General features: G+C 61.1%; 20 protein-coding genes and 1 pseudogene. 18 read left to right on the top strand and 3 right to left on the bottom strand.

Annotation, left to right across the window (positions count from 1 at the left end; translation table 11 throughout):
• Window positions 1-2: 2 nt before the first annotated feature.
• The 4 genes from Q668_RS14530 to Q668_RS14515 all read left to right on the top strand — a co-directional run bounded on the left by Q668_RS14530 (window position 3) and on the right by Q668_RS14515 (window position 2,590).
• A complete protein-coding gene (locus Q668_RS14530) occupies window positions 3-464 on the top strand; it encodes a chemotaxis protein CheW (RefSeq protein ID WP_022990356.1) in 462 nt (153 codons plus the stop codon).
• Window positions 465-533: 69 nt separating this feature from the next.
• Window positions 534-1,025, top strand: coding sequence for a Fur family transcriptional regulator (locus Q668_RS14525; protein ID WP_022990355.1), 492 nt, complete (start codon window positions 534-536; stop codon window positions 1,023-1,025).
• On the top strand, window positions 1,018-1,791 hold the full coding sequence (gene znuC, locus Q668_RS14520) for a zinc ABC transporter ATP-binding protein ZnuC (RefSeq protein WP_022990354.1): 774 nt from the start codon (window positions 1,018-1,020) through the stop codon (window positions 1,789-1,791). The genes Q668_RS14525 and znuC overlap by 8 nt, the downstream gene beginning before the upstream one ends.
• A gap of 7 nt (window positions 1,792-1,798) precedes the next feature.
• On the top strand, window positions 1,799-2,590 hold the full coding sequence (locus Q668_RS14515) for an iron chelate uptake ABC transporter family permease subunit (RefSeq protein ID WP_413771527.1): 792 nt from the start codon (window positions 1,799-1,801) through the stop codon (window positions 2,588-2,590).
• A 12-nt stretch (window positions 2,591-2,602) separates the two neighbouring features.
• Here the strand turns inward: Q668_RS14515 and Q668_RS14510 are convergent, their stop codons facing one another.
• A complete protein-coding gene (locus tag Q668_RS14510) occupies window positions 2,603-3,685 on the bottom strand; it encodes a patatin-like phospholipase family protein (protein ID WP_022990352.1) in 1,083 nt (360 codons plus the stop codon).
• Window positions 3,686-3,832: 147 nt separating this feature from the next.
• Here Q668_RS14510 and Q668_RS14505 point away from each other — a divergent pair, with 147 nt between their 5' ends.
• Window positions 3,833-4,948 (top strand): GGDEF domain-containing protein, encoded by a 1,116-nt coding sequence (locus Q668_RS14505; protein ID WP_022990351.1) that lies wholly within the window; start codon window positions 3,833-3,835, stop codon window positions 4,946-4,948.
• On the opposite strand, the gene Q668_RS14500 is transcribed toward Q668_RS14505, so the two are convergent.
• Window positions 4,905-5,828, bottom strand: coding sequence for an alpha/beta fold hydrolase (locus tag Q668_RS14500; RefSeq protein ID WP_022990350.1), 924 nt, complete (start codon window positions 5,826-5,828; stop codon window positions 4,905-4,907). The genes Q668_RS14505 and Q668_RS14500 overlap by 44 nt on opposite strands.
• A 175-nt stretch (window positions 5,829-6,003) precedes the next feature.
• Here Q668_RS14500 and folE point away from each other — a divergent pair, with 175 nt between their 5' ends.
• The 10 genes and pseudogenes from folE (at window position 6,004) to Q668_RS14450 (ending at window position 17,369) form a co-directional block, all read left to right on the top strand.
• The gene (gene folE / locus Q668_RS14495; RefSeq protein WP_022990349.1) at window positions 6,004-6,573 is read left to right on the top strand and encodes a GTP cyclohydrolase I FolE; all 570 of its coding nucleotides are present in this window, start codon (window positions 6,004-6,006) and stop codon (window positions 6,571-6,573) included.
• A 23-nt stretch (window positions 6,574-6,596) separates the two neighbouring features.
• On the top strand, window positions 6,597-6,989 hold the full coding sequence (gene folX / locus Q668_RS14490) for a dihydroneopterin triphosphate 2'-epimerase (RefSeq protein ID WP_022990348.1): 393 nt from the start codon (window positions 6,597-6,599) through the stop codon (window positions 6,987-6,989).
• The gene (locus tag Q668_RS14485; RefSeq protein ID WP_022990347.1) at window positions 6,990-7,427 is read left to right on the top strand and encodes a CoA-binding protein; all 438 of its coding nucleotides are present in this window, start codon (window positions 6,990-6,992) and stop codon (window positions 7,425-7,427) included.
• A gap of 323 nt (window positions 7,428-7,750) precedes the next feature.
• Window positions 7,751-9,217, top strand: a pseudogene (locus tag Q668_RS14480) (putative bifunctional diguanylate cyclase/phosphodiesterase); the annotation flags it as partial.
• A 51-nt stretch (window positions 9,218-9,268) separates the two neighbouring features.
• Window positions 9,269-9,589 (top strand): hypothetical protein, encoded by a 321-nt coding sequence (locus tag Q668_RS14475; protein WP_022990345.1) that lies wholly within the window; start codon window positions 9,269-9,271, stop codon window positions 9,587-9,589.
• A 244-nt stretch (window positions 9,590-9,833) separates the two neighbouring features.
• On the top strand, window positions 9,834-10,271 hold the full coding sequence (locus Q668_RS14470) for a MerR family transcriptional regulator (protein WP_022990344.1): 438 nt from the start codon (window positions 9,834-9,836) through the stop codon (window positions 10,269-10,271).
• Window positions 10,271-12,883: a heavy metal translocating P-type ATPase gene (locus Q668_RS14465; protein ID WP_036220171.1), complete on the top strand. Its 2,613-nt coding sequence runs from the start codon at window positions 10,271-10,273 to the stop codon at window positions 12,881-12,883. The genes Q668_RS14470 and Q668_RS14465 overlap by 1 nt, the downstream gene beginning before the upstream one ends.
• A 126-nt stretch (window positions 12,884-13,009) precedes the next feature.
• Window positions 13,010-13,459 carry a DUF411 domain-containing protein gene (locus tag Q668_RS14460; RefSeq protein ID WP_036220175.1) on the top strand — a complete coding sequence of 150 codons (450 nt, stop codon included), beginning with the start codon at window positions 13,010-13,012 and terminating at the stop codon, window positions 13,457-13,459.
• A 134-nt stretch (window positions 13,460-13,593) separates the two neighbouring features.
• Entirely contained in the window at window positions 13,594-15,312 is a 1,719-nt protein-coding gene (locus tag Q668_RS14455; protein WP_022990341.1) for a diguanylate cyclase domain-containing protein, read from the top strand.
• Window positions 15,313-15,383: 71 nt separating this feature from the next.
• Window positions 15,384-17,369 carry a ribonuclease R family protein gene (locus Q668_RS14450; protein WP_022990340.1) on the top strand — a complete coding sequence of 662 codons (1,986 nt, stop codon included), beginning with the start codon at window positions 15,384-15,386 and terminating at the stop codon, window positions 17,367-17,369.
• A 14-nt stretch (window positions 17,370-17,383) separates the two neighbouring features.
• On the opposite strand, the gene Q668_RS14445 is transcribed toward Q668_RS14450, so the two are convergent.
• The gene (locus Q668_RS14445) at window positions 17,384-18,277 is read right to left on the bottom strand and encodes an acyltransferase (protein ID WP_022990339.1); all 894 of its coding nucleotides are present in this window, start codon (window positions 18,275-18,277) and stop codon (window positions 17,384-17,386) included.
• A 182-nt stretch (window positions 18,278-18,459) separates the two neighbouring features.
• Here Q668_RS14445 and Q668_RS14440 point away from each other — a divergent pair, with 182 nt between their 5' ends.
• The 3 genes from Q668_RS14440 to Q668_RS14430 all read left to right on the top strand — a co-directional run bounded on the left by Q668_RS14440 (window position 18,460) and on the right by Q668_RS14430 (window position 22,205).
• Window positions 18,460-19,611, top strand: coding sequence for an alpha/beta fold hydrolase (locus tag Q668_RS14440; protein ID WP_022990338.1), 1,152 nt, complete (start codon window positions 18,460-18,462; stop codon window positions 19,609-19,611).
• Window positions 19,612-19,853: 242 nt separating this feature from the next.
• On the top strand, window positions 19,854-20,765 hold the full coding sequence (locus Q668_RS14435; RefSeq protein ID WP_022990337.1) for a LysR family transcriptional regulator: 912 nt from the start codon (window positions 19,854-19,856) through the stop codon (window positions 20,763-20,765).
• Window positions 20,766-20,987: 222 nt separating this feature from the next.
• The gene (locus Q668_RS14430) at window positions 20,988-22,205 is read left to right on the top strand and encodes a multidrug effflux MFS transporter (protein WP_022990336.1); all 1,218 of its coding nucleotides are present in this window, start codon (window positions 20,988-20,990) and stop codon (window positions 22,203-22,205) included.
• Window positions 22,206-22,359: the final 154 nt, after the last annotated feature.

Here is a 22,359-nt window from a genome sequence, read left to right as displayed (position 1 = left end):
CAATGAACGAAAACAGCCAAACGCTTCCCTGCGTCATGATCCCTGTCTGTGACCGGCACCTGCTTCTGCCCAACGTGTCCATCGCCGAGGTAGTGGATTTCAACAGCACAGACGCCGGCGCCAACACCCCGGACTGGCTGGTGGGTTTTCTGGACTGGCGCGGACTGACCCTGCCGGTCATCTCCTACGATGCCGCCAATGGCGGATCGCTCACGGTTCCGGGCGATAACCGGGGCCGTATCATTGTGCTCAATACCATTGGCCCGGACCACAACAAGGCGCCGTTCATGGCCCTGGTAACCCAGGGCATTCCGAGCCAGGCCCGCCTGGATGAAAGCCAGCTGCGCAAGCTGGACGGAGAGCCCGGCCCCGCCGACCTGATGCTGGTAGACGTAGAAGGCGAAGCGGCCTGGATTCCCAACCTGGAATACCTGGAATCCCTGGCGGTGCAGGCCCGGAACTGATTCCATCCCGGGCCATGGCAGCCGATCCTGCAAATGTTATAATGTTGCAAACTTTGCAGGACACGGACCATGCCCGAACGCGCGCTCCCCTACCGCCCCCACAACCATGATGCCTGCGTCAGCCATGCCCTGGCCGACGCCCGCACCATTTGCCGGCAACAGAATGCCCGCCTGACGGCCATCCGTGAGCGGGTGCTGGAACTGATCTGGCAGTCCCACAAACCGCTGGGCGCCTACGATATCCTAGCCCGGCTGGGCGAAGAGGGCCACAACGCCGCGCCACCGACCGTGTACCGGGCCCTGGATTTCCTGCAGCAGTACGGACTGGTACACAGGATTGCCTCCCTGAACGCCTTTATCGGCTGCCCCCATGCCGGCGAACATCATCGTGGCACCTTCCTGATCTGCCGCCAGTGCGGCAATGTGCTGGAACTGGATGCGCCGACGGTCAGCGAATCGATTGAAGCCGCAGCTCGGGCCGAAGGTTTCCGGCCCGACGACATCACCCTGGAAATTTCCGGCCTGTGCCCCCGTTGCCAGGGAGCAGAAGTCCATGACTGAGGCGCTGGCAAACCTGGAGGGCGTTACCGTTCAGTTTGATGACCGGCTGGTGGTCAACCGCGTCAGCCTGACCGTACACCGGGGCGACATCATCACCATCATCGGCCCCAACGGAGCCGGCAAAACCACCCTGATCAAAACCGTACTCGGCCTGCAGCGGGCCACCAGCGGCAAGGTATCACGGGCCCCGGGGCTGGTAACTGGCTATGTACCCCAGCACCTGACCCTGGAAGCCACCCTGCCCCTGAGCGTGCGCCGTTTCATGCTGCTCAGCGGCAAGCCGCTGGCAGAGTGCGAGGCTGCGCTGGCCCGGACCGGGGTAAGCCATTTGCTGGAGGCCTCGGTGCATCACCTGTCTGGCGGCGAAAAACAGCGCTTACTGCTGGCCCGCGCGCTGGTGCGCAAACCGGACCTGCTGGTGCTGGACGAACCCGCCCAGGGCGTGGACATCAACGGCCAGGCCGCACTGTACGAACTGATCCGGGAGCTGCGGGACGAACTGCACTGCGGCGTCATCATGATCTCCCACGATTTGCACCTGGTGATGGCTGCCACCGACAAGGTGATCTGCCTGAACCAGCACGTCTGCTGCAGCGGCTATCCGGCGGATATTTCCCACGATCCGGCCTTTATCGAAACCTTCGGCCACCAGGTGGCGGAATCGCTGGCGGTGTATCACCACCACCACAACCACCAACATAACCTGCACGGCGACGTTGTTGCCGGCACCGGCCATCAGGGAGCCTGTAACCATGAGCATCATTGATGCGGTGCTGGGCGATTTCTTCTGGCGAGCCCTGATCGGCGGACTGGGGGTGGCACTGGTGGCCGGGCCACTGGGCTGTTTTGTGGTCTGGCGCCGGCTGGCCTATTTTGGCGACACCCTGGCCCACTCCGCCCTGCTGGGCATTGCCCTGAGCTTTCTGATCAGCGTTCCGCTCAACCTGGCAGTGATCATCACCTGCGTAGTGATCGCCCTGGCGCTGGTGCTGTTGTCCCGTACCCGGGCCCTGTCTACCGACACCCTGCTGGGCATCCTGGCGCACTCGGCCCTGGCCATCGGCCTGGTTACCCTCAGCTTTATGCCGGAAGTACGGGTAGACCTCACCGGCCTGCTGTTTGGTGACCTGCTGGCCATGAGCCGCCAGGACCTGCTGTGGATCTACGGCGGCGCGGCGGTGGTGCTGACCCTGCTGGCCGTGCTCTGGCGCGGTTTGCTGATGAGTACCATCCACGAAGAACTGGCGCGGGTGGAAGGTGTTCCGGTGGAGCGCCTGCGGCTGGCACTGATGCTGATGTTCTCGCTGGTGATTGCGATCGCCATGAAGATAGTCGGTGTGCTGCTGATTACCGCCCTGCTGGTGATCCCGGCGGCAACCGCCCGGCGACTGGCGAAAAACCCCGAGCATATGATGGTACTGGCCGTGGTGTTTGGCTTCATTGCGGTTGCCGGCGGGTTAAGTATGTCCTGGTACCTGGACTCCCCCGCCGGCCCGTCGGTGGTGGTTACCGCCTTCCTGAGCTTCCTGCTGGTTTACGGAGCGGCCCGCAAGAACAGCCACTGAGCCACTCGCCGGTCAAAGCGGCTGGAGCCGGTCCATCAGGCGGCCGGTTTCCAGCAGTTCAAGGAACTCGTCACCCAGCCGGTCGCTCTCGGCGATGGCCTTGCGCCAGTCCCGTTCACGACCGTCGTCATCGCCCAGGTATTTCTCGAAATCCTTGCGGTCCGGCAGTTTGCGGTTCGGCAGGCTGTCCAGATACTCCCGGGACGGTGACACCAGCAGCACATCCTGCAGCCGGGTGGCGTCACCACGGCGCCAGGGCAGGGTCTTGTCGAACCAGCCAGGCACCACCTTGTCGGTAAAGTGCGGGTAGAGAATCACCCCGGGCTGCTCGTAGGGCAGGTCCAGGTGGTAATCCAGCAGCCCGCCATCCCGATACACCCCCTCCGGCGCACCCGGAATATTGCGGACACCGGACATCACCAGCGGAATGGAAGCGGAGGCCAGCAACGCCGGCAGCAGGTTTTCCCGGGTCAGCGGTACTTCGTGGCTGGGAAAATCCACCAGTTTAGACACCGGTGCCCGTACCCGGCCATCGTGCAGAATGCCCCGTTCCATATAACGGCCCAGGTGCCGGCGGCTTACCATATTGGCACTGATGGCACTCATCAGCCCCAGGCCTAGCCGGCCCCGGGTGTCGTGCTCCAGAAAACCCCGGCTGCGCACCACCACCACATTCAGGCGGTACCAGGGATGATTGAGCAGGTAGTCCTCACGACCACCCAGCAACTCCTCCAGGAACAGGATGCTCTTGCGGGTCACTTCCGCCGCACTGACGCCCTTGGCAAAGCGCTGGCTGGTGTAAAGCTCCGCCAGCTTTGCCAGCTGGGCCCGGGGGTCATCAGAGGAGGCCACCGCCGCAAAGCGCCAGCTACCGATCGACGAGCCGATCAGCGCCCGTTCCTGTTCCACACGGGGCAGCCAGTCGCCAAAGATGGCTTTATCCAGGCCGCTGAGGCCCAGGGCTTTCGGGCCACCGGCAGCACCGGGAATAACGTGTACGTCTTCCGGCCCCAGCGGCTTTTGCTGCAACCGGTTCAGTGCCCGCCGTCCAACGCGAATGGTCAACGCCGGCTGTTTGATATGTATTGCCGTCATTCTGTTGTTCCTCTGGAAGTGCGGGGAGTTTAACGAACCCGGGCTGCAGCAGCCAAGAAAACCGGCTTTTTCCTTGGCACGCCGGATCTGCGTGCTAGACTCGATCGAAAACCTTCCAAGGAAGCAGGACTGCAGCAGGAGCAAGCGGTGAATCAATCTGCCCCGCCGGGGACGGCAACCACCAACCCTACCCTGGCGGTACTGGGTTTTCGACGGCAGCTGGTGTACCACCTGCATTTCTGGGCCTTTATTGCCGTTGCCCCGCTGGTGATGGTGCAGTGGCAGCACGGCAATTTGTTGCTGTCTGCCCTGCTGGTCTTCTTCTGCGCCAATGCCGCACTGGTTCTGCTGTTTTTGCGGTTTCGCAACACCTACTTTCTGAAAGGCCGGCTGTTCCCCCTGCTGGCTGTCGTCTGCGCCGCCTACTCCACGGCCATCAACGGCCACGCCGGCCTGTACTGGGCCTATCCGGCGGCTATCGCCCTGTTCTTCCTGCTCCCCCTCAAGGAAGCTATCGTCTGCAACGTCATTTTTGTCGCAGTTATGGCGGTGGTGTCGTTCCTGCAGTTCCCCGAGGCGGACTTCTGGCGCATTACCTTTTCACTCGGGCTCAGCTGCCTGTTTGCCATGATCTTTGCCTGGCTGGTGGGGCGTCTGCAGCAGGAACTGACCCGGCTGGCCACCACCGATCCACTGACCGGCTGCCTGAACCGCTCGCAACTGGCCGATGTGCTGAACAGCCAGATCCAGATGCGGGAGCGCTATGAGCGGGTGTCCAGCCTGGTGCTGATCGACCTGGACTATTTCAAGAACATCAACGACCAGTGGGGCCACCTGGCCGGCGACCGGGTACTGAAGGAAATGGCCGGCAGGGTGCGCAAACGGTTGCGACAGAACGACCAGCTGTTCCGCATCGGCGGCGAAGAATTCATGGTTGTGCTGCCGGAAACCCGACAGAAAGACGCCCATACCCTGGCCCAGCAATTACTGACCAGTATCAGCGCCCGGCCATTTCTGGACGACATCCGGGTAACCGCCAGCGCCAGCATTGCCGAAGTCGAACGGGGTGAAACCTGGTCTGTGTGGCTCAACCGCGCCGACCAGGCGCTGTATGAAGCCAAGGCCCGGGGCCGCAACCAGGTGGTGCTGGCGCCAGCCAGCCGACAGCCCCCGATGCCGCCGGAGCGATGGCAGCGGTCACCGGCACCGTTGCAACCGGTCAGCTCAGGGCCCGCTGCTTCCGGAACGCCCGATACGCCGTAAACACATCCCAGGGCTGCTCGAAGTGGGGGTAATGGCCCACATTTCTCAGGGTGACCACATCTGCATCGGTAATCAGTTCCCGGTAACGCCTAACCATACCGGCACCGGACACCGGATCCGCCGTGCCCGAGATCAGCCGCATCGGCTGGCGGGCATTCTGCAGTGCGCCCACCCAGCGGTTACGGTGGCACCGCCGCTCCTCCATAAAGTGAATCAGCTCATGCAGGATGCCGCGACCGTTGTTGTAGGTCAGCAGGTGCCAGAATTCGTCCATTTCCTGCTGGCCCGGAGGGTTGCGGGAGCCAAACAGCCGGCAGAAGTTGCGCTCGAACATGCTGCGGGTCAGGCCCCGGCTGATCAGTCCGCCTAAAGGGCTGCCCAGTACGCGCTGGATTAACAGGGGGTTGTGTACTTCCGGGAAGATGCCGCCATTCAACAGGCACAGGCTGTCGACGGTAAAACCAAGGCCGCCTTCCTGGTCCCGGGCCAGCAGTTCCTGGGCCACGGTGGAACCGTAATCGTGGGCCAGCAGGTGAATGCCGGGCAAGCCGAGGCCTTCCACCCAGCCCTGAATCAGATCCGCCTGGTCTTCAATGCTGTAGCGGTAGTTGCGGGGTTTGTCGGAAAACCCGAAACCCAGCATATCCACGGTCAGCAGGTTGTAGTGCCGGGCCAGCATCGGCCACACCCGGCTCCAGTCCCAGCTGGCGGTCGGAAAACCGTGCAGCAACACCAGCGGCTCGCCCTGGCCGGCCATGCGGCTGAATATAGCGTGGCCGCCGTAGCTGAACCATTTGCCGGCCTGCTGCCAGCCATCCAGGGTCGATATGTCCTGTTTACCGGCGGCGGAAACGCCAGCCCCGGTCGTAAGCTGTTCCATGGCAGATCCCTGACACATTCCAAGCCTGTCACTTTAGATGAAAGCGCCAGCAACGGCCATAGCCCGGCCGGCAGCGCACTGGTCTGTTCCGGCCGGGGTATCGTAAAGCATGGAGATACGACCCGAATTCCCTTAAGCTTTGGCCCTTGTTAGGCACAGACTACCGGAAACCATTATGACTCTACCCCTCGATGACCTGGCCGGTCATTATTACTCCATCCTTGACGGCCTGGGCGAGAACCCCGAACGCGAAGGACTGAAAGACACCCCCATGCGTGCCGCCAAGGCCATGCAGTTCCTGACCCGGGGCTACCAGCAGGACCTTCAGGACCTGGTGAACAACGCCGTGTTCGAATCTGCCATGGACGAAATGGTGGTGGTGCAGGACATCGAGCTGTACAGCATGTGTGAGCACCACATGCTGCCCTTCATCGGCAAGTGCCACATCGCCTACCTGCCCCAGGGCAAGGTGCTGGGCCTGTCCAAGTTCGCCCGCATTGTGGATATGTACGCCCGCCGGCTACAGATCCAGGAAAACCTGACCCGCCAGATTGCCGAAGCCGTGGAAAGCGTCACCGGCGCCAAGGGCGTGGCGGTGGTGATCGAAGCCCAGCACATGTGCATGATGATGCGCGGTGTCGAGAAGCAGAACTCCCGTATGAAGACCTCAATGATGCTGGGGCAGTTCCGCAAATCCCAGGCAACCCGTACCGAGTTTCTGAACCTGATCAGCAGTAACCACTGACAGCACGTACGACAGGAGAACCCATGGCAAACGTAACCGGCGACCACCTGGCCCGTGTCCGCATCAAAAACCTGCTGCTGCGCGCCTACATCGGCATCAAGGATGAAGAGATCAACAACCAGCAGGATGTGGTGATCAACGTTTGCCTGACCTACGATGCCTCCGAGGCCATCGAACAGAACGAGATCTCCGCCGCACTCAATTACCGCACCATCACCAAGCAGATCATCGGCCACGTGGATGGCAACCGGTTTGCCCTGCTGGAGCGGCTGACCCACGAAGTGTTGGCTATTGTGATGGAACACAAGGCGGTAAACTGGGCCAGTGTCGAGATCGACAAGCCCCATGCGCTACGCTATGCGGAGTCGGTTTCTGTTTGCCTTGAAGCCCGTCGTGAAACCCACAAGGAACTCTGAATGTCCCGTAACAGCCCTGAACAGATTCGCGAAATTCTCGAGACCGTCCGCACCATTGCCCTGGTGGGCGCCAGCGAGAAAACCAACCGCCCCTCCCATGAGGTGATGGAAAACCTGCAAGGCCACGGTTACCGGGTGATTCCGGTAAACCCGAGACTGGCCGGCCAGGAAATTCTCGGCGAGACCGTGTATGCCGACCTGGCCTCCTTGCCCGAGCCAGTCGACATGGCAGACCTGTTCCTGGCTCCGGAGCGCACCGATGCGGTGATCGACCAGGCCATCGAACAGAAAATCCCGGTGCTCTGGCTGCAGATTGGCGTGATCAACAAAGACGGTGCTGCCCGGGCGGAAGCCGCAGGGCTTAAAGTGGTCATGGACCGCTGCCCGAAGCAGGAAATTCCGAAACTGGGCATTGCCACACCCGCATCCGGCCGCTGATTCCCGCTCGAATCAAGAGGCCTGTCACAGTTTGGGCGAACAACTGTTACCCGTTTGCCCAGCCTGTCATAACCTAGCCTGCAGCGATTGTATCCGCACCCCCTTCGGGGGGTGATCCGTGGTCCCATAATAATCATAAGATTGGCCGAGCCATGTGGTTGAGAAGTATGCCGGGCAATGACACAGCCTTGAAACCGATCGTGCGTGCTCTGATGAGCCCGGCGTTCCCTGTGCTAATTCTGATGGTATTCCTGGCCGTCGGCTTCTGGCTGCGCAGCGGGCTGATCGAGGAAGACAGCCGTCACGTCCGGATTATCTTCGGCAGTCTGTTCCTGCTCGGGCTGCTCACCAGCCTGACCACGGTGCTGGTCCAGGCCATCCTCCGGCGCAACCAGGCCCTGCTGAAAACCCGTAAAGAGCTGGAGCGGGAGATCGACCAGCGCAAAGCCGTGCAGAAAGACCTGGAACGGCTGGAATCCACCGACACCCTCACCGGCCTGGCCAACCGCCGCTTCTTTATGGAAGACCTGGCCCATACCCTCGGCATTGCCGACCGGCAGATGCGCCAGGCAGCGCTGATCCTGCTCGACCTTGACCGCTTCCAGATGCTCAACGATACCCTCGGCCACCAGTTTGGCGACGAACTGCTGATTAGCGTGTCGGAACGGCTGAACCGCCTCAGCGACGAGCTGGTACTGGTGGCCTATTCCGGCGGTGACGAGTTTATGGTGTGCCAGCAACAGGTCGACGATATCGATGATGTCATTCATCTGCTGGGGCAAATCAGCCAGTGCTTCCAGGAGCCGTTCGAGGTTCAGGGCGAGCGCCACAGCATTACCGCCACCATGGGCGTGGCCTTGTATCCCCAGAGCGGCCTGGATGCCGACACCCTGCTGCGCAACGCCGACATTGCCCTTTACCGGGCCAAGGAGCAGGGCCGCAACACCTATCAGTTCTATATGGAAGGCATGCAGGACCGGGAGGTGATGCGGCTGGAACTGGACAAGGATCTGAGCCAGGCCCTGGCCAATGACGAATTCGTTCTGTACTACCAGCCCCAGCTCGACCTGGACACCAACGAGGTGACCAGCGTCGAGGCGCTGATTCGCTGGCAGCACCCGCGCCGGGGCTTGCTGGCACCCTGTGAGTTCATTCCCCTGGCGGAGGAAAGCGGCCGTATTACCGAGATCGGCCGCTGGGTGGTACTGGCCGCCTGCCGCCAGCTGGCGCGCTGGAAAGGCACTCCCTGCGAGAACCTCCGGATTGCCGTCAACCTGTCCGGCCGGGAGCTGGACGATGAGTCCCTGGTGGCCCATATCCGGGACACACTGCTGGCCGAGCAGGTGGATCCGGCCATGCTGGAGGTAGAGCTGACCGAGGAGATTTTCATCCAGAATATCGAGCACAACCTCAATCAGCTGCGCCAGTTGCACGAGCTGGGTGTGCACCTGGCCATTGATGATTTCGGGGTGGGCTATTCGTCGCTGGGCTACCTGCGGGATTTCCCGGTGGATATGCTGAAGATTGACCGGTCGTTTATCACCGAGGTGACCAGCCGCCACGATGATGCGGTGATTACCCGGGCGGTGATCAACCTGGCCCACAACCTGGGCATCCGGGTGGTGGCCGAGGGTGTGGAGACCCGGGACCAGCTGAATTTCCTGCGCCGGCACCACTGCAACTTGGCCCAGGGTTTCCTGATCAATCATCCGGTGCCGCCGGAGGAGCTGGAGAGTTCCATCATGGTGGAAGCACCATTCGCCCGTGAGCCGGCCATTTCCCGATTGTAATTGCCTGCCGCTGGCTGCAAACTTCCGGTAAATTCTTTTCGGGTGGTTGTTATGTCTGCCAGGTATCTGACTCCGGAGCAGGATGCGAAGCTTCGCCGCTGGGAGCAGTGGAATCGTAATTATTTTGTCTTCGCGTTTGTGGTGTTGATTGTGGTGCTGGTGTTCAGCAGTCAGCTGGGGATTTCTTCCGGCGATGACTGGGGTTCTCTGGGGGTGTTGCTGGCGTTGCTGGTGGCGCCGATTGTTGTGCTTCAACTTCGGCTTCGGTGTCCGGCCTGTGGCGAGAAGATCGGCTGGCAGGCGAAGCTGATGGCGCCGGATCAGTGCAAGTCTTGTGGTGTGTTTCTTCGCTCTAAGAACTCCTCTTCCTGATTTCCTTTTCTGAAACCTTTGACCTGTGAGTTGGTCACAGGTTTTAGTCTATCCTTCAACCTAGCGAGTTTGCCGTGCTGGCACGGGGGTAGCCCTTCCGAAAACCGCTGCCAGTACATCCATGTACGCTTGTCTCCGCCATCCATGGCTACGAACATTTTCGGAAGGGCTACCCCCGCACCAGCACTCCGCTGACTTGATTCGTGGATTCAACACCCTGCTTCCTGAACGCTGGACGTTGCTTATGAAAGTCAAAGAAATCGCCACCGCCGCCGGGGTTAACCCGGATACCGTCCGGTTCTATACCCGGGAAGGTCTGCTGCGCCCGGTGCGGAATCCGGATAACAACTACCAGCTTTATGATGCCGAGGATCTGCGGCGGTTGCGGTTTGCCCGGAAGGCGCGGCAGCTGGGTTTTTCGTTGCCGGAGATCCGGCAGATTCTGGAGCAGGCGGATGACCATCATTCACCCTGCCCCATGGTGCGGGATGTGTTTACGCAGCGGCTGGCGGAGGTTGAGCGGGAGATTGCGGAGTTGCAGTTGTTGCGCAAGCGGATGGTGTCAGCACTTTCGGCATGGCAGGAGATGCCGGATGGGACGCCGGACGGGCATACGATTTGTCGGTTGATCGAGCATTGGGATGATCCTTCTGCCGGGTCTTGCTGTGGGAGTAGTGAGTGATGAGTGAAGCACCGGTTCTTAGAACCGCTCTGTCGATTTCCGGGGCGTCTTGTCAGGGGTGTGCGAAGAAGATTCGTAATGCCCTGGAGCCGCTGGCCGGTAGTACCGAGTTGGTTGAGGTGAATCTCGAGGCGCAGACGGTGGCCCTGCCTGAGGATGTGGATGTGGCCGAGGCGGCGCGGATTGTGACGGAGACCGGGTATCCGGCAGAGCCATTGCCTGAGCCGGAGGCGGAGTCCGGCAGCTGTTGTGCGTCGAAGAAAGCCACGTCCTGCTGTAGCAGCAAGGCGCAGGAAGAAACCCACAAGCCGGATCAGCCAGCAGCGGTGGCGGCGACCGATGCGGACGCCGGCGCCGATGGCGATGCGGTGGTGTTGGCGGTGACCGGGGCGACCTGTGCGTCTTGTGTGAATTCTATCGAGAAAGCCCTGATGTCGGTGCCCGGGGTAACCCATGCCCATATGAACCTGGCGGACAATACCGCCACCGCCAACGGAGATGCGGATTCGCAGGCGCTGGTTAATGCTGTGGAGAGTGCCGGCTATGGCGCCCGGGTGATTGAGGACCCGGATGCGGCAGACGATCGCAAGCAGGAAGAGGACAAGAAGCAGTACAAGGTGCTGCTGGTGAAGATGGCCATCAGTCTGGGGCTGGGCCTTGGGCTGATGATCTGGGGCATGGGCTTCGGGTCGATGATGGTGACCGAGGCCAATCAGCTTACCTGGATCAATCTGGGTATTCTCACCCTGGGGGTGATGGTTGCCACTGGCGGGCATTTCTATACCGGGGCCTGGAAGGCGTTCAAACACCATAACGCCAATATGGACACGCTGATTGCCCTGGGTACCGGTACCGCCTGGCTGTATTCGATGGTGGTGGCCAGTGTGCCGGAGGCGCTGCCGGAGATGGCGCGGCATGTGTATTTTGAGGCCTCGGCGATGATTATCGGCCTGATCAACCTGGGCCAGGCGCTGGAGCTGCGGGCCAAGGGCAAGACCTCGGAGGCGGTGCGCCGGCTGCTGGATTTGCGGGCAAAGACGGCCCGGGTGATCCGCGATGGCCAGGAGCAGGACATTCCGGTGGAAGACGTGCAGAAAGGCGATCACATCCGGGTGCGTCCGGGCGAGAAGCTACCGGTAGACGGGGTGATTGCCGAGGGCTCCACCCGTATCGATGAAAGCATGCTGACCGGTGAGCCCATGCCGGTGAGCAAGGGCGAAGGCGATGAGGTCTCCGCCGGTACCCTGAACACCCACGGCTCCATTATCTATGAAGCCACCCGGGTAGGCAGCGAGACCGCGCTGGCGCAGATCATCAAGCTGGTGAAGAAGGCCCAGGGCTCGAAGCCTGCCATTGGCCGGCTGGCGGACAGGATTTCTTCCGTGTTTGTGCCTTCGGTGATGCTGATTGCCGTGGTATCGGCGCTGGTATGGTACAACGTCGGGCCGGAGCCGGCGGTGGTGCATATGATGGTGGCTGCCACCACGGTGCTGATCATCGCCTGCCCCTGTGCGTTAGGCCTGGCCACGCCCATGTCGGTGATGGTGGGGGTCGGCAAGGCCGCGGAATACGGCGCGCTGATTCGCCAGGGCGATGCCCTGCAGACCGCCGGCAAGATTGACCTGGTGATTCTGGACAAGACCGGCACCATCACCGAAGGCCATCCGGCGGTGACCCGGGTGCATGCGGTTGATGGCGATGAAAACCGGTTGCTGGCGCTGGCCGCCGGACTGGAGCAGCATTCCGAGCACCCTTTAGCGGAGGCGATTCTGGCGCGTGCCAAAGAAGATGAGGTCTCCGTGGAAGCCGTCACCGGCTTTGAAGCGTTGAACGGTAAAGGTGTTCAAGGTGAATTTAACGGCGAAACAGTGCGCCTGGGTAACCGGCGCTGGCTGGAAGCCGAAGGGCTGGCTGTGGACGCTCTGGAAGACGCCGCCCAAACCATTACCCAGGAAGCCGGCACGCCGCTGTTCCTGGCAGTGGGCCAGCAAGTGTTGGGGGTCATCGGCGTGGCCGATGCTATCAAACCGGATTCCGAAGCCGCTATCCGGCGACTGCACGACGCCGGTATCAAGGTGATGATGGTGACCGGTGATGTCGACGCCACCGCCAAGGCCATTGCCGCCAAGGCCGGCATCGATGACTACCGGGCCGAGGTGCTGCCCGAGGACAAGGCCGAGGTAGTGAGCGAAATGCGAGGCAAAGGCTACACCGTGGCCATGGTCGGCGATGGCATCAACGATGCCCCGGCACTGGCGGCGGCCGATGTCGGCTTTGCCATCGGCACCGGTACCGATGTAGCCATTGAAAGCGCATCGATCACCCTGATGCGCGGCTCCCTGCACGGGGTACCGGACGCTATCGAGATCTCCCGGGCGACGGTGAAGAACATTCACCAGAACCTGTTCGGCGCCTTCATCTATAACTCCTTGGGTATTCCGGTGGCTGCGGGCCTGCTCTACCCTGTCTGGGGCATCCTGATGAGTCCGATCCTGGCCGGCGCCGCCATGTCACTGTCGTCGGTCACCGTGGTGACCAACGCCAACCGGCTGCGGTTGTTCAAGACCAGCCACAAACCGGCACACTCGTCTGAAAAAAGGGAGCAGAACTGATGGCAGCGTTTCTGGTCAATGCCACAGGAGTCGCCCTGATGGCCGCCATTGTCTGGTGGTTCTGGCTGCCCGGCTCTGGCAGAAAATCTGGCAATAACTAAGAACACCAACACTGAGGTAACCGCCATGAAAAAACACACCCTGGCCCTTGGCCTGATTGCTGCAATGGGTTTTTCCACAACCGCCCTGGCTGGCGGTGCCGCCCAGAGCATCCATGTATACAAATCGCCCACCTGTGGCTGCTGCGGCGACTGGATCGACCATCTGGAAGAGAACGGCTTCGAGGTAACCGCCACCAACAGTAACGACATGGGCAAGATCAAGGCCGAAGCCGGGCTGATTCCGGGCCTGGGCAGTTGCCACACCGCCTTTGTGGACGGCTATGTGATTGAAGGCCATGTACCGGCAGACGATATCAAGCGCCTGCTTGCCGAGGCACCCAAAGCTACCGGCCTGAGCGTGCCCGGCATGCCGGCAGGCTCTCCGGGTATGGAAATGGGCGACCGGAAAGATCACTACAAGGTGATTCTGTTCAATGAACAGGGCCAGACCCGGATCTTTAATCAACACAACTGATGGTTCGCCCTTCGGGGCTGTGTCGGGCGCAGGTTGCACACCTGCGCCCGAAATCTGCCTATTTTTTCTACACGACAGCCCCGCACTGTTCTATGATGGAACATGGATTCAGAACAATACTGGCAAGGAAACATTTGAGCCTCAAAACCCGCATTCTCGGGCTGGCTGCGCTGTTAATCGTCGCGGCAGGTACCGCTTCCTGGCTGGCCTACCGGGCGTTATCGGAAGACATTATTGAGCGCTGGGGCCAGCAGGTGGCCGAGATCCAGGTGCGCTACGACAGCGCCCGGCTGCTGCAGTCCCTGGAACGGGAAATCGGGCTGGCCCGGCAGATGGCCAGTTCCTCGGCCCTGATTCAGTGGGCCCGGTCACCGGAAGACCCGAAACTGAAAGCCCAGGCCATCCGTCAGATGGAGAGCTTCCGCAGCAACTTCCGCGATAACAGCTACTTTGTGGCGCTGCGTGGTAACGGCCATTACTACTACAACAACGCTGACAACGACTACGCCGGCAACCAGTATCGTTATACCCTGAATCCGGACAAGCCCGACGACACCTGGTTTTTCCAGCTGATCGAGGAAGGCCGGGATTTTCACCTGAACGTCAATCCCGACACCGAGCTGGGCGTTACCAAGCTCTGGATCGATGCACTCATGCGTGACGAAGACAACAACATCGTCGGCATGGTCGGCACCGGCCTGAACCTGGACGACTTTCTGCAAGACATAGTCAATATCGGCCAGGAAGGCATCACCACCCTGTTCGTGGACTACAACGGTGCCATCCAGCTCTACCGGGATCGCAACTACATCGACTTTGCCACCATCATCAAACCGGAAGGCCAGAAGAACACCGTAGACCTGCTGTTCGAAGACCCCCAGGACAAACAGCAAATTCTCGGCATGCTGCAGCTTCTAAAACAGCGCAATGGCGAATACGGCGCGGTAGAAAGCGGATTCGTTACGGTGGACGGTCGCAAACACCTCGCCGGCGTAGCCTTTTTGCCCGCCATCGGCTGGTTCGAGATTACCCTGCTCGACCTGGATGCGCTGATTCCCCGAAGCTATCTCTGGCCGCTGATATCGGTGTTCCTGGTCAGCCTTCTGGTGACACTGGTGCTGTTCCACCTGATCATCCAGTCCCGTATCCTGCGGCCGGTGGTCAGCCTTGAGGAAGCCGTGCACCGGTTAGGGGACGGCCGCTTTGACCTGCCCTACCTGCCCAAGCCAGACAACGAGATTGGCCGCCTGGTAGACCATTTCGAGAAGATGTCCCATTCCCTGCGGGATACCACCCGCGATCTTGAGCAGAAGGTGGCGCAACGCACCGAGGAACTGCAGCGCCTGGCCCGGGTTGATGCCCTGACCGGCCTGAAAAACCGCCGGGGGCTCGACGAAGCCATGAATGAGGAGATTCAACGCGCTGAGAGGGAGCAAAAAGGCTTCGGCTTGCTATGGCTGGACATTGATCACTTCAAGGCCATCAACGACAGCCAGGGCCACCAGGCCGGTGACCAGATCCTGTGTCGGGTTGCACTCTGGCTGAAAGCAGCTGTTCGGCCTTATGACCACCCCGGGCGCTGGGGCGGTGACGAGTTCGTGGTACTGTTGTCACCGTGCGATGCCACCACACTGGAGCAGATTGCCTGCCGTATTCGCGCCGGTGTCGAGCGGGAAAGCAAGCGTAGCGGAACACCGGTTACCATCAGCGTGGGCGGCTATTACTGCCAGCCTGGTGAAGATTTCGATACCCTGCTGCGCACTGCCGACCGGGCCCTGTACGAAGCCAAGAAAAAAGGCCGGAACCGGGTCTGCATCCTCTCGCCGACGGGCGAAGCCTTTCATCCGGCCTGACAGATCTGACTCCCTCTGGCAGAACCGTTATACTCCGCTGCATCACACATTTTTAGCCAGGTTATTTCTCCATGCTCAATGCCGACGCTCTCAATCAGTTGCGCCAGCTGAAAACCGATATCAAGCAGAACAAGGTGGTCTTCCCGGGTACCGTCAAGCCCACCAACGGGCGCTTCGGCTTTGTGGCCCTGGACGAAGGGCGGGACGTGTTCCTGCCGCCCGAGGAAATGCAGAAGGTGCTGCCCGGCGACCGGGTAAACGTTACCGAACAGGAAGTGGAAAAGGGCAAAACCCAGGGCGTGGTGGACGAGCTTCTGGAATCGCACCTGACCACCTTCGTGGGCCGTTACCTGATCAAGGGCAAGGGCCACTTTGTGGCGCCGGAAACCCCGGGCATCAACCGCTGGATCTTCATTCCGCCGAAAGAGCGCATGAACGCCCAGCCGGACGACTTCATCTACTGCCAGGTTCATCGCCACCCGTTCAAGGACGGCAAGGGCCAGGCCAAGGTACTTCGGGTTATCGGCAAAGCCGGTGAGCCGGGCATCGAACGGGCCTTCACCCTGGCCAACTTCGACCTGGCCGACGCCTGGCCGGACGAAGTGCAGAAGCAGGCCGATGCCCTGGGCGAAGAGTCTGTTTCCGCCCATACCGATGGCCGCGAAGACCGCACCGCACAGCCCTATGTCACCATCGACAGCCCGGGCACCCAGGACATGGACGATGCCCTGATGGCCACACCCAACGCCACCGGCTGGACTCTGTCCATTGCCATTGCCGACCCGACGGCGATGATTGAACCGGGCAGCCCGGCCGAGGAAGAAGCCTTCAACCGGGCCACGGCAATCTACTTCCCGGGCGAGCCGCTGCCCATGCTGCCAGACACCATCAGCACCCGCCTGTGCTCACTGATGCCGGATGTACCCCGGCTGGCGCTGGTGTGCGACCTGCAGGTGAACAACGATGGCAGCCTGGGTGACTACAGCTTTCACCAGGCCACGATCTGCTCCAAGGGTAAGCTCAGCTACGAGCTTGTCTCGCACCTGATTGAAGGCCGGGAAGACGACGATATCAAGGCTCTGCCAGACGCCGTGGCCAACAGCCTGGACCAGCTGCACCAGGCCGCCACCGCCCTGCGTAAATGGCGCGCCGAACACGCACTGCTGAGCAACGACCGGCCGGAATTCCGCCTGCGGCTGGACGAGAACAAGCGCATCCGGCTGATCGAGCCTGCGGTCCAGAACGAAGCACACCGGCTGGTGGAAGAGTGCATGGTGGCGGCCAACCGCTGCGCCGCTGACTTCCTGAACCAGCAGGGGCAAGGGCTGTTTATCCAGCACCCGGGCCTGCGGGACGATCGGGCCGACAACATCCGCAAGCTGCTGGAAGGCTACGCGCCGCACCTGGCTGAGCACGATGCCAGCACCGCCGAGGGCTTCAAGGCCCTGATGAAACACACCGAGCAACTGGAAGCGGAAGTACCGGTTAAATCCATTCTGTCCCGCCAGCTGGCCCGGGCGGAGCTGGGTTTTGAAGCCGCGCCCCACCAGGGTATGGGGCTGGCCGCCTACACCACCTTTACCTCACCGCTGCGCAAGTTCTCGGATTTCTATGTACACCGGTTGATCAAGGCCGCGCTCTGGGATTGCCCCATCAAGGCCCTGAACAGCCAGCAGCTGGAAGCCCTGCAGAGCACCCAGTTCCGGGCCCGCCAGGCCGCCAATACCCTGGAAACCTGGCTGAAGGCCGACTACGCCAAGACCCTGCCAGAAGACCCTATGGAGGGCACCATCAGCCGCACCATGCCCTCCGGTTTCTTTGTGCGGCTGGATTGCAACGGCCTGGAAGGGTTTGTCAGCTGCAAGGACCTGGACGGCAAGTTCAGCTTTGACCCGGTCACCCTGCGCCTGGTGCACAACAAGAACGGCCGTATCTTCCAGCTGGAACAGCGGGTAACCGTGAGCTTTACCGGGGTGGACGACGAGCGCCGGCAGATCAACTTCAAGCTGCTGAACGCAGAAGAAATCCCCACCGGTACAGACAAAGAGGGCGGCTGACGCCGCCCTCGTACTTACTTCTCCAGCATTCTGGACAGGCGCTCATCCTTGGCGCGCCAGAGTTCGCCCAGCCAGTCTTTCATATTCCGGCGATGCTCGGCATCGCTGGAATAGTCCCGCCCTTTCAGGTGCTCGGGAATGCTCCGGGTACTGATATCCAGCTGGATCTCCGGCACCCGGCCACACAGGAAGTCCCAGAAGGTGGGCGCTCCGGCCGGATAGGCGATGGTGACATCCACCAGCGTGTCGATGGAATCGCCCATGGCATCCAGCACAAACGCCGCTCCGCCGGCCTTCGGCACCAGCAGGTGCTGGTAGGGTGATTTCTGTTTATCGTGCTTGGCCTGAGTAAAGCGCGTGCCTTCAACAAAGTTCATCACGCTGACCGGGGTATAACGGAACTTCTCGCAGGCCTTGCGGGTAGCAATCAGGTCGTCACCGCGCTTTTCCGGATGCTTGATCAGGTACTCCCGGCTGTAGCGCTTCATGAACGGGAAGTCCAGGCCCCACCAGGCCAAGCCGATCACCGGCACCCAGATCAGCTGCTGTTTGAGAAAGAACTTCAAAAACGGCGCCTTGCGGTTGAATACCCGCTGCATGGCCAGGATATCCACCCAGCTCTGATGATTGCTCAGCACCAGATACCAGCTTTCACGCTTGAGGTTTTCCGCCCCGGTCACCTGCCAGCGGGTACCCTGGGTCAGTTTCATCCAGCCGGTATTGCAGGCCACCCAGGATTCCGACACCCAGATAATGGCCTTGGTGCACAGCACCCGGAAGCCCTTGTGGGGCACGATCAGCTTCAGGATGGCGGGAATGTACAGCAGCAGGCACCAGAACAGGGTGTTGATGCCCAGCAGTATGGAATTGAGAATGCCGATCAGGGGCGCAGGCAGAAAGCTCAGCATGGTAATCCTGTTATAGGTTATTGGTTCCGAAGGCCTGCATCATAGCAATCGCCGGGGCACTTGGGCAGTGGCCCGAAGTGACCATTGTGCCGGTCATCTGTGACGGATTTGCCATGGTGCCGGCACCACTGCCGCCCTATCCTTACCCCATTCCCTGAACAGCAGTCGATGATGGAAGGCCCATGCCCAGTGTTCTGAAAACGGTCCGCAATACCGCCTCCGGTCTCACCCGGCAGGGTGCACTCTACGCCGGCAATGCCTTTGACCGGGTATTCCGCGCCGCCAGCCTGGTACAGGCCGGGCAAACCCCGTTCAAAACCCTGCACAGCGACGGCCTGGTGAGCCTGCGTTATTACCCGCCGCTGCAGGAGGACTTCATCGAGCTGGACGGCATGGTGATTCCGGTAGAACGGAAAACCCACCGCACCCCGATTGTGATCATCCCGCCCCTGGCGGTGAACATGCTGATCTACGATTTGTTCCCCCAGCGCAGCCTGGTGCGGTTCCTGCGGGCCAAGGGCTTCGAGGTGTACCTGATTGACTGGGGCATCCCGAAACGGGAGCACACCCACTACAACATGCACACCTATGTGGCGGAGTTGCTGCCGGCCTACCTGAACCGGGTGCGCGAGCACAGTGGCGAGCAGGAGTTGTCGCTGCATGGCTGGAGCATGGGCGGCATGTTTACCCTGTTCTATTCCGCTTTAAGCAAAGACCAACATATCCGCAACGCCATCGTGCTGGGCCTGCCCATCGACAGCCATGCTTCGGGCGCCATTGGCTGGATGTACCAGCGCATTGCCGATGTGGCGGAGGTGGTGCGCAAGCGTACCGGTTTCAAGCTGCATGACCTGAAACCCCACTGGTTCTACACCCCTGGCTGGGCCAATACCATCGGCTTCAAGCTGACCAATCCGGTAGGCAGTGTGATGGGTTACTGGGAGCTGCTGGTGCGCCTGGGTGACCGGGAGTTTGTGACTAACCATGCCACGACGTCGGCTTTCCTGGACCGGATGGTGGCCTACCCGGGCGGGGTGATTCAGGACACGGTGGTGCGGGTGTGGATTGATAACCAGCTGGCGAAGGGGCAAATTCAGATTGGTGAGGATTTTGCGCGGCTGGAGAATGTGAATGCCAACTTACTGGCGATTGCCGGCCAGGAGGATACGTTGGCGACGCCGGGGGCGGCAAAGCGGGTGATGGACCATGTCAGCTCTGCGGACAAGACGTTCCGGGTGGCACCGGGTGGGCATATGGGGATCCTGGCTGGGAGCAAGGCGCCGCGGGCTTCGTGGTTGGAGCTTGCGGAGTGGCTTGCTGTTCGGTCTGACTGAGGCTTTTGGCTTTTGGTGATGGCCGGCAGGTAGCAGGGGGTAGGCCTTCCAAAAACCGCTCCTTGCGGCACATCCTTGTGGCGCTTCTGCTCCGCCATCCATGGCTCCGCACATTTTTGGAAAGTCTCCCCCCTGCTACCTGCCTCCGCTGACATCTTTAGAGCCTTCCTGCTCTTCTTACTACCTATGGTTCTGGTCTTGCAACGATGACTTGGGGGCTTTCCTGCCCTACACTTCCATCCATGAAATCCATTGATATATTGAACCTAGACTTGCGGTCTCTGGTGACCTTTCTGGCTGTGCTGGACGAGGGGAGTGTTTCCCGGGCGGCGGTTCGGCTTGGGGTCAGTCAGTCGGCGGTGAGTCATACCCTGGACCGGCTTCGGCAGGCGTTCGGGGATCCGCTGTTTGTGAAGTCCGGGCGGGGGATTGTGCCTACGGACTATGCCTTGCGCACCGGGCCTCATATCCGGCAGTTGCTGGACGATGTGCGCACGCTGCCTTCCGGGCCGCCGTTTGATCCGGCGACGGCGGAGTTTACGTTTACCGTTGCCGCCAACGACTATCAGCGGGATTTGTTGCTGCCGGGGTTGGCCGGGATTCTGCGGGAGCAGGCGCCGGGGATTCATTTGCAGGTGATTCCCTCCGGCATTCCCAATGCCGATCTGCTGCGCAAGGACGCCTGCGACCTGGTAATCAGTCCGTTCGCGCCGGAGGCCACAGACATCATGCAGCGCGGGCTGATGGCGGACCGGATGGTGGTGTTTTACGACCAGAACGAACGACAAGCGCCGGCGGATCTGAAGGAGTACATGGCCGCGGACCACATCACCGTGCTGTTCGCCACCGGCGAAAAGCCAGGGCTCGACAGCACCATGGAAGCCCGCGGCATGAACCGGCACAGCGCGGTGACGGTGTCCAACTTCTCCGGGCTACCGGCGTTCCTCAAAGGCACCACCCTCCTGGCCTCCGCCCCCGAACGCATGAGCAACGGCCTGATGCGGGACTTCGAGTACGTGCCGCTGCCGTTCCAGTACAACCCGTTTACCCTGCTCATGCTCTGGCACCGCCGCCACCAGACCGACCCCGCTCACCGCTGGGTTCGTAACCAGGTGAATTCGGTGGCCGCCACCATGAATGGCTTGCACGCTTAATTAATCGATTTCATTCATATATTGCATGAAAGCTCAGGCCATTATTTTTCCCGACTGATCGCCCTAGACTTCCGCTTCACATGTCGCTTGTCAGGTTGGGGGACGGCTTTCCAAAACCTTGCGTAGCCAGGGATGGCGGAGCAGAGCGTACAGGGATGTATTCACAGCGTGTTTTGGAAAGCCGTCCCCCAACCTGACACTCCACCGAAATCAGGAATAAATGTGCTCGCACTAACAAGTATCTGGACAACCATTCTGCTGGCGGCTGCCGTGGCTCTCGCGCCCATGGCGATTGATATGTATCTGCCGGCACTGCCCCAGATCGGAGCCGATTTCAGCGCCGGCACCGATCAGGTCCAGCTTACCCTGAGCATTTACCTGATTGGCTTTGCCCTCGCCCAGCTCGTCTGCGGTCCACTGGCCGACCGCTTTGGCCGCAAGCCTGTGATGATCGGCGGCATGCTGCTGTTCGCCCTCGCCAGTATCGGCTGCGCCCTGGCCAGCAACATCGAAACCCTGCAACTGTTCCGTTTCCTCCAAGCCCTCGGCGGCTCCGCCGGCCCGGTACTGGCACGCGCCATCGTGCGGGACGTTTACACTCCCAGAGACGCCACAAAAATCCTCGCCCTGCTCGCCGGCATGATGGCCCTGGCGCCGGCCATCGCGCCGACGCTCGGGGGCTTTATCGTTGCCTTTATGGACTGGCACTGGATCTTCATCGTCATGGCCGCCTACGCCCTGGTTATGGTTGCCGTCATTGCCTTTGGCATCCCGGAACCCCTGCGCCCCGAACACCGCCAACCGTTCCGCCTGTGCAGCCTGCTGCGTAACTACCGCCGCATCGGCACCGACATGACCTTTATCGGCTATACCCTAACCAGCGCTGCTATATACGGCGGCCTGTTCGCCTTCCTGTCCGGCTCCGCCTTCGTGCTGATCGACGTACTCGGCGTAGCACCGGAACACTTCGGCCTGTACACCGCCATCACTGCCGGTGGCTACCTGCTTGGCAACATGGCCTCCATCCGCCTGGCCAGCCGTTTCCAGCCGGACCAGATCCTGCTCTACGGCCTGATCATCACCGTCGGCTCCGGAGCCACCATGGCCCTGCTGGCTTACCAGCAGGTATACAGTCCATGGGCCGTCATCCTGCCCCAGGCCGTGTTCATGGCCGGAACCGGCATGGTGCTGCCTCAAACCATGGCCGGCGCCCTGGCTAACCACCCTACAATGGCCGGCTCCGCCTCGGCCCTGCTCGGCTTCACCCAGATGACCAGCGCCGCCGGAGCCGGTGCCATGGTAGGCGTACTGCACGACGGCACGCCCTTGGTCATGGCCACACTCATCGCCGGCTTCGCCGCCCTCGGCTTACTCGGCTACCTGCTGATGGTGCAACGTTACCCCGCACAGAGCTTTGAAGCCCAAGCTGCTGCAGAGTAGTTATTGAAAGCGTTCCCGGAATAATGTGGCTTGGTTGGGGGACGGCGTTTCGAAAATTTGCGGAGCCATGGATGGCGGAGCAGAAGCGCCACATGGATGTGCCGCAAGGAGCGGTTTTCGGAACACCGACCCACACCTGCGACAACACCCAACC

Source organism: Marinobacter sp. ES-1 (assembly GCF_000475255.1).
GTDB classification, from domain to species: domain Bacteria; phylum Pseudomonadota; class Gammaproteobacteria; order Pseudomonadales; family Oleiphilaceae; genus Marinobacter; species Marinobacter vinifirmus.
Note: the sequence above shows the minus strand (reverse complement) of the source record. Positions and strands in the feature narration are given on the sequence as shown.

Coding starts and splice junctions, on each gene's coding strand:
- Q668_RS14530 (WP_022990356.1), top strand. CDS start 3: ATGAACGAAAACAGCCAAACGCTTCCCTGCGTCATGATCCCTGTCTGT.
- Q668_RS14500 (WP_022990350.1), bottom strand. CDS start 5,828: ATGGAACAGCTTACGACCGGGGCTGGCGTTTCCGCCGCCGGTAAACAG.
- Q668_RS14435 (WP_022990337.1), top strand. CDS start 19,854: ATGAAATCCATTGATATATTGAACCTAGACTTGCGGTCTCTGGTGACC.
- Q668_RS14510 (WP_022990352.1), bottom strand. CDS start 3,685: ATGACGGCAATACATATCAAACAGCCGGCGTTGACCATTCGCGTTGGA.
- Q668_RS14525 (WP_022990355.1), top strand. CDS start 534: ATGCCCGAACGCGCGCTCCCCTACCGCCCCCACAACCATGATGCCTGC.
- folX (WP_022990348.1), top strand. CDS start 6,597: ATGGCAAACGTAACCGGCGACCACCTGGCCCGTGTCCGCATCAAAAAC.
- Q668_RS14440 (WP_022990338.1), top strand. CDS start 18,460: ATGCCCAGTGTTCTGAAAACGGTCCGCAATACCGCCTCCGGTCTCACC.
- Q668_RS14485 (WP_022990347.1), top strand. CDS start 6,990: ATGTCCCGTAACAGCCCTGAACAGATTCGCGAAATTCTCGAGACCGTC.
- Q668_RS14460 (WP_036220175.1), top strand. CDS start 13,010: ATGAAAAAACACACCCTGGCCCTTGGCCTGATTGCTGCAATGGGTTTT.
- Q668_RS14465 (WP_036220171.1), top strand. CDS start 10,271: ATGAGTGAAGCACCGGTTCTTAGAACCGCTCTGTCGATTTCCGGGGCG.
- Q668_RS14475 (WP_022990345.1), top strand. CDS start 9,269: ATGTCTGCCAGGTATCTGACTCCGGAGCAGGATGCGAAGCTTCGCCGC.
- Q668_RS14445 (WP_022990339.1), bottom strand. CDS start 18,277: ATGCTGAGCTTTCTGCCTGCGCCCCTGATCGGCATTCTCAATTCCATA.
- Q668_RS14470 (WP_022990344.1), top strand. CDS start 9,834: ATGAAAGTCAAAGAAATCGCCACCGCCGCCGGGGTTAACCCGGATACC.
- Q668_RS14450 (WP_022990340.1), top strand. CDS start 15,384: ATGCTCAATGCCGACGCTCTCAATCAGTTGCGCCAGCTGAAAACCGAT.
- folE (WP_022990349.1), top strand. CDS start 6,004: ATGACTCTACCCCTCGATGACCTGGCCGGTCATTATTACTCCATCCTT.
- znuC (WP_022990354.1), top strand. CDS start 1,018: ATGACTGAGGCGCTGGCAAACCTGGAGGGCGTTACCGTTCAGTTTGAT.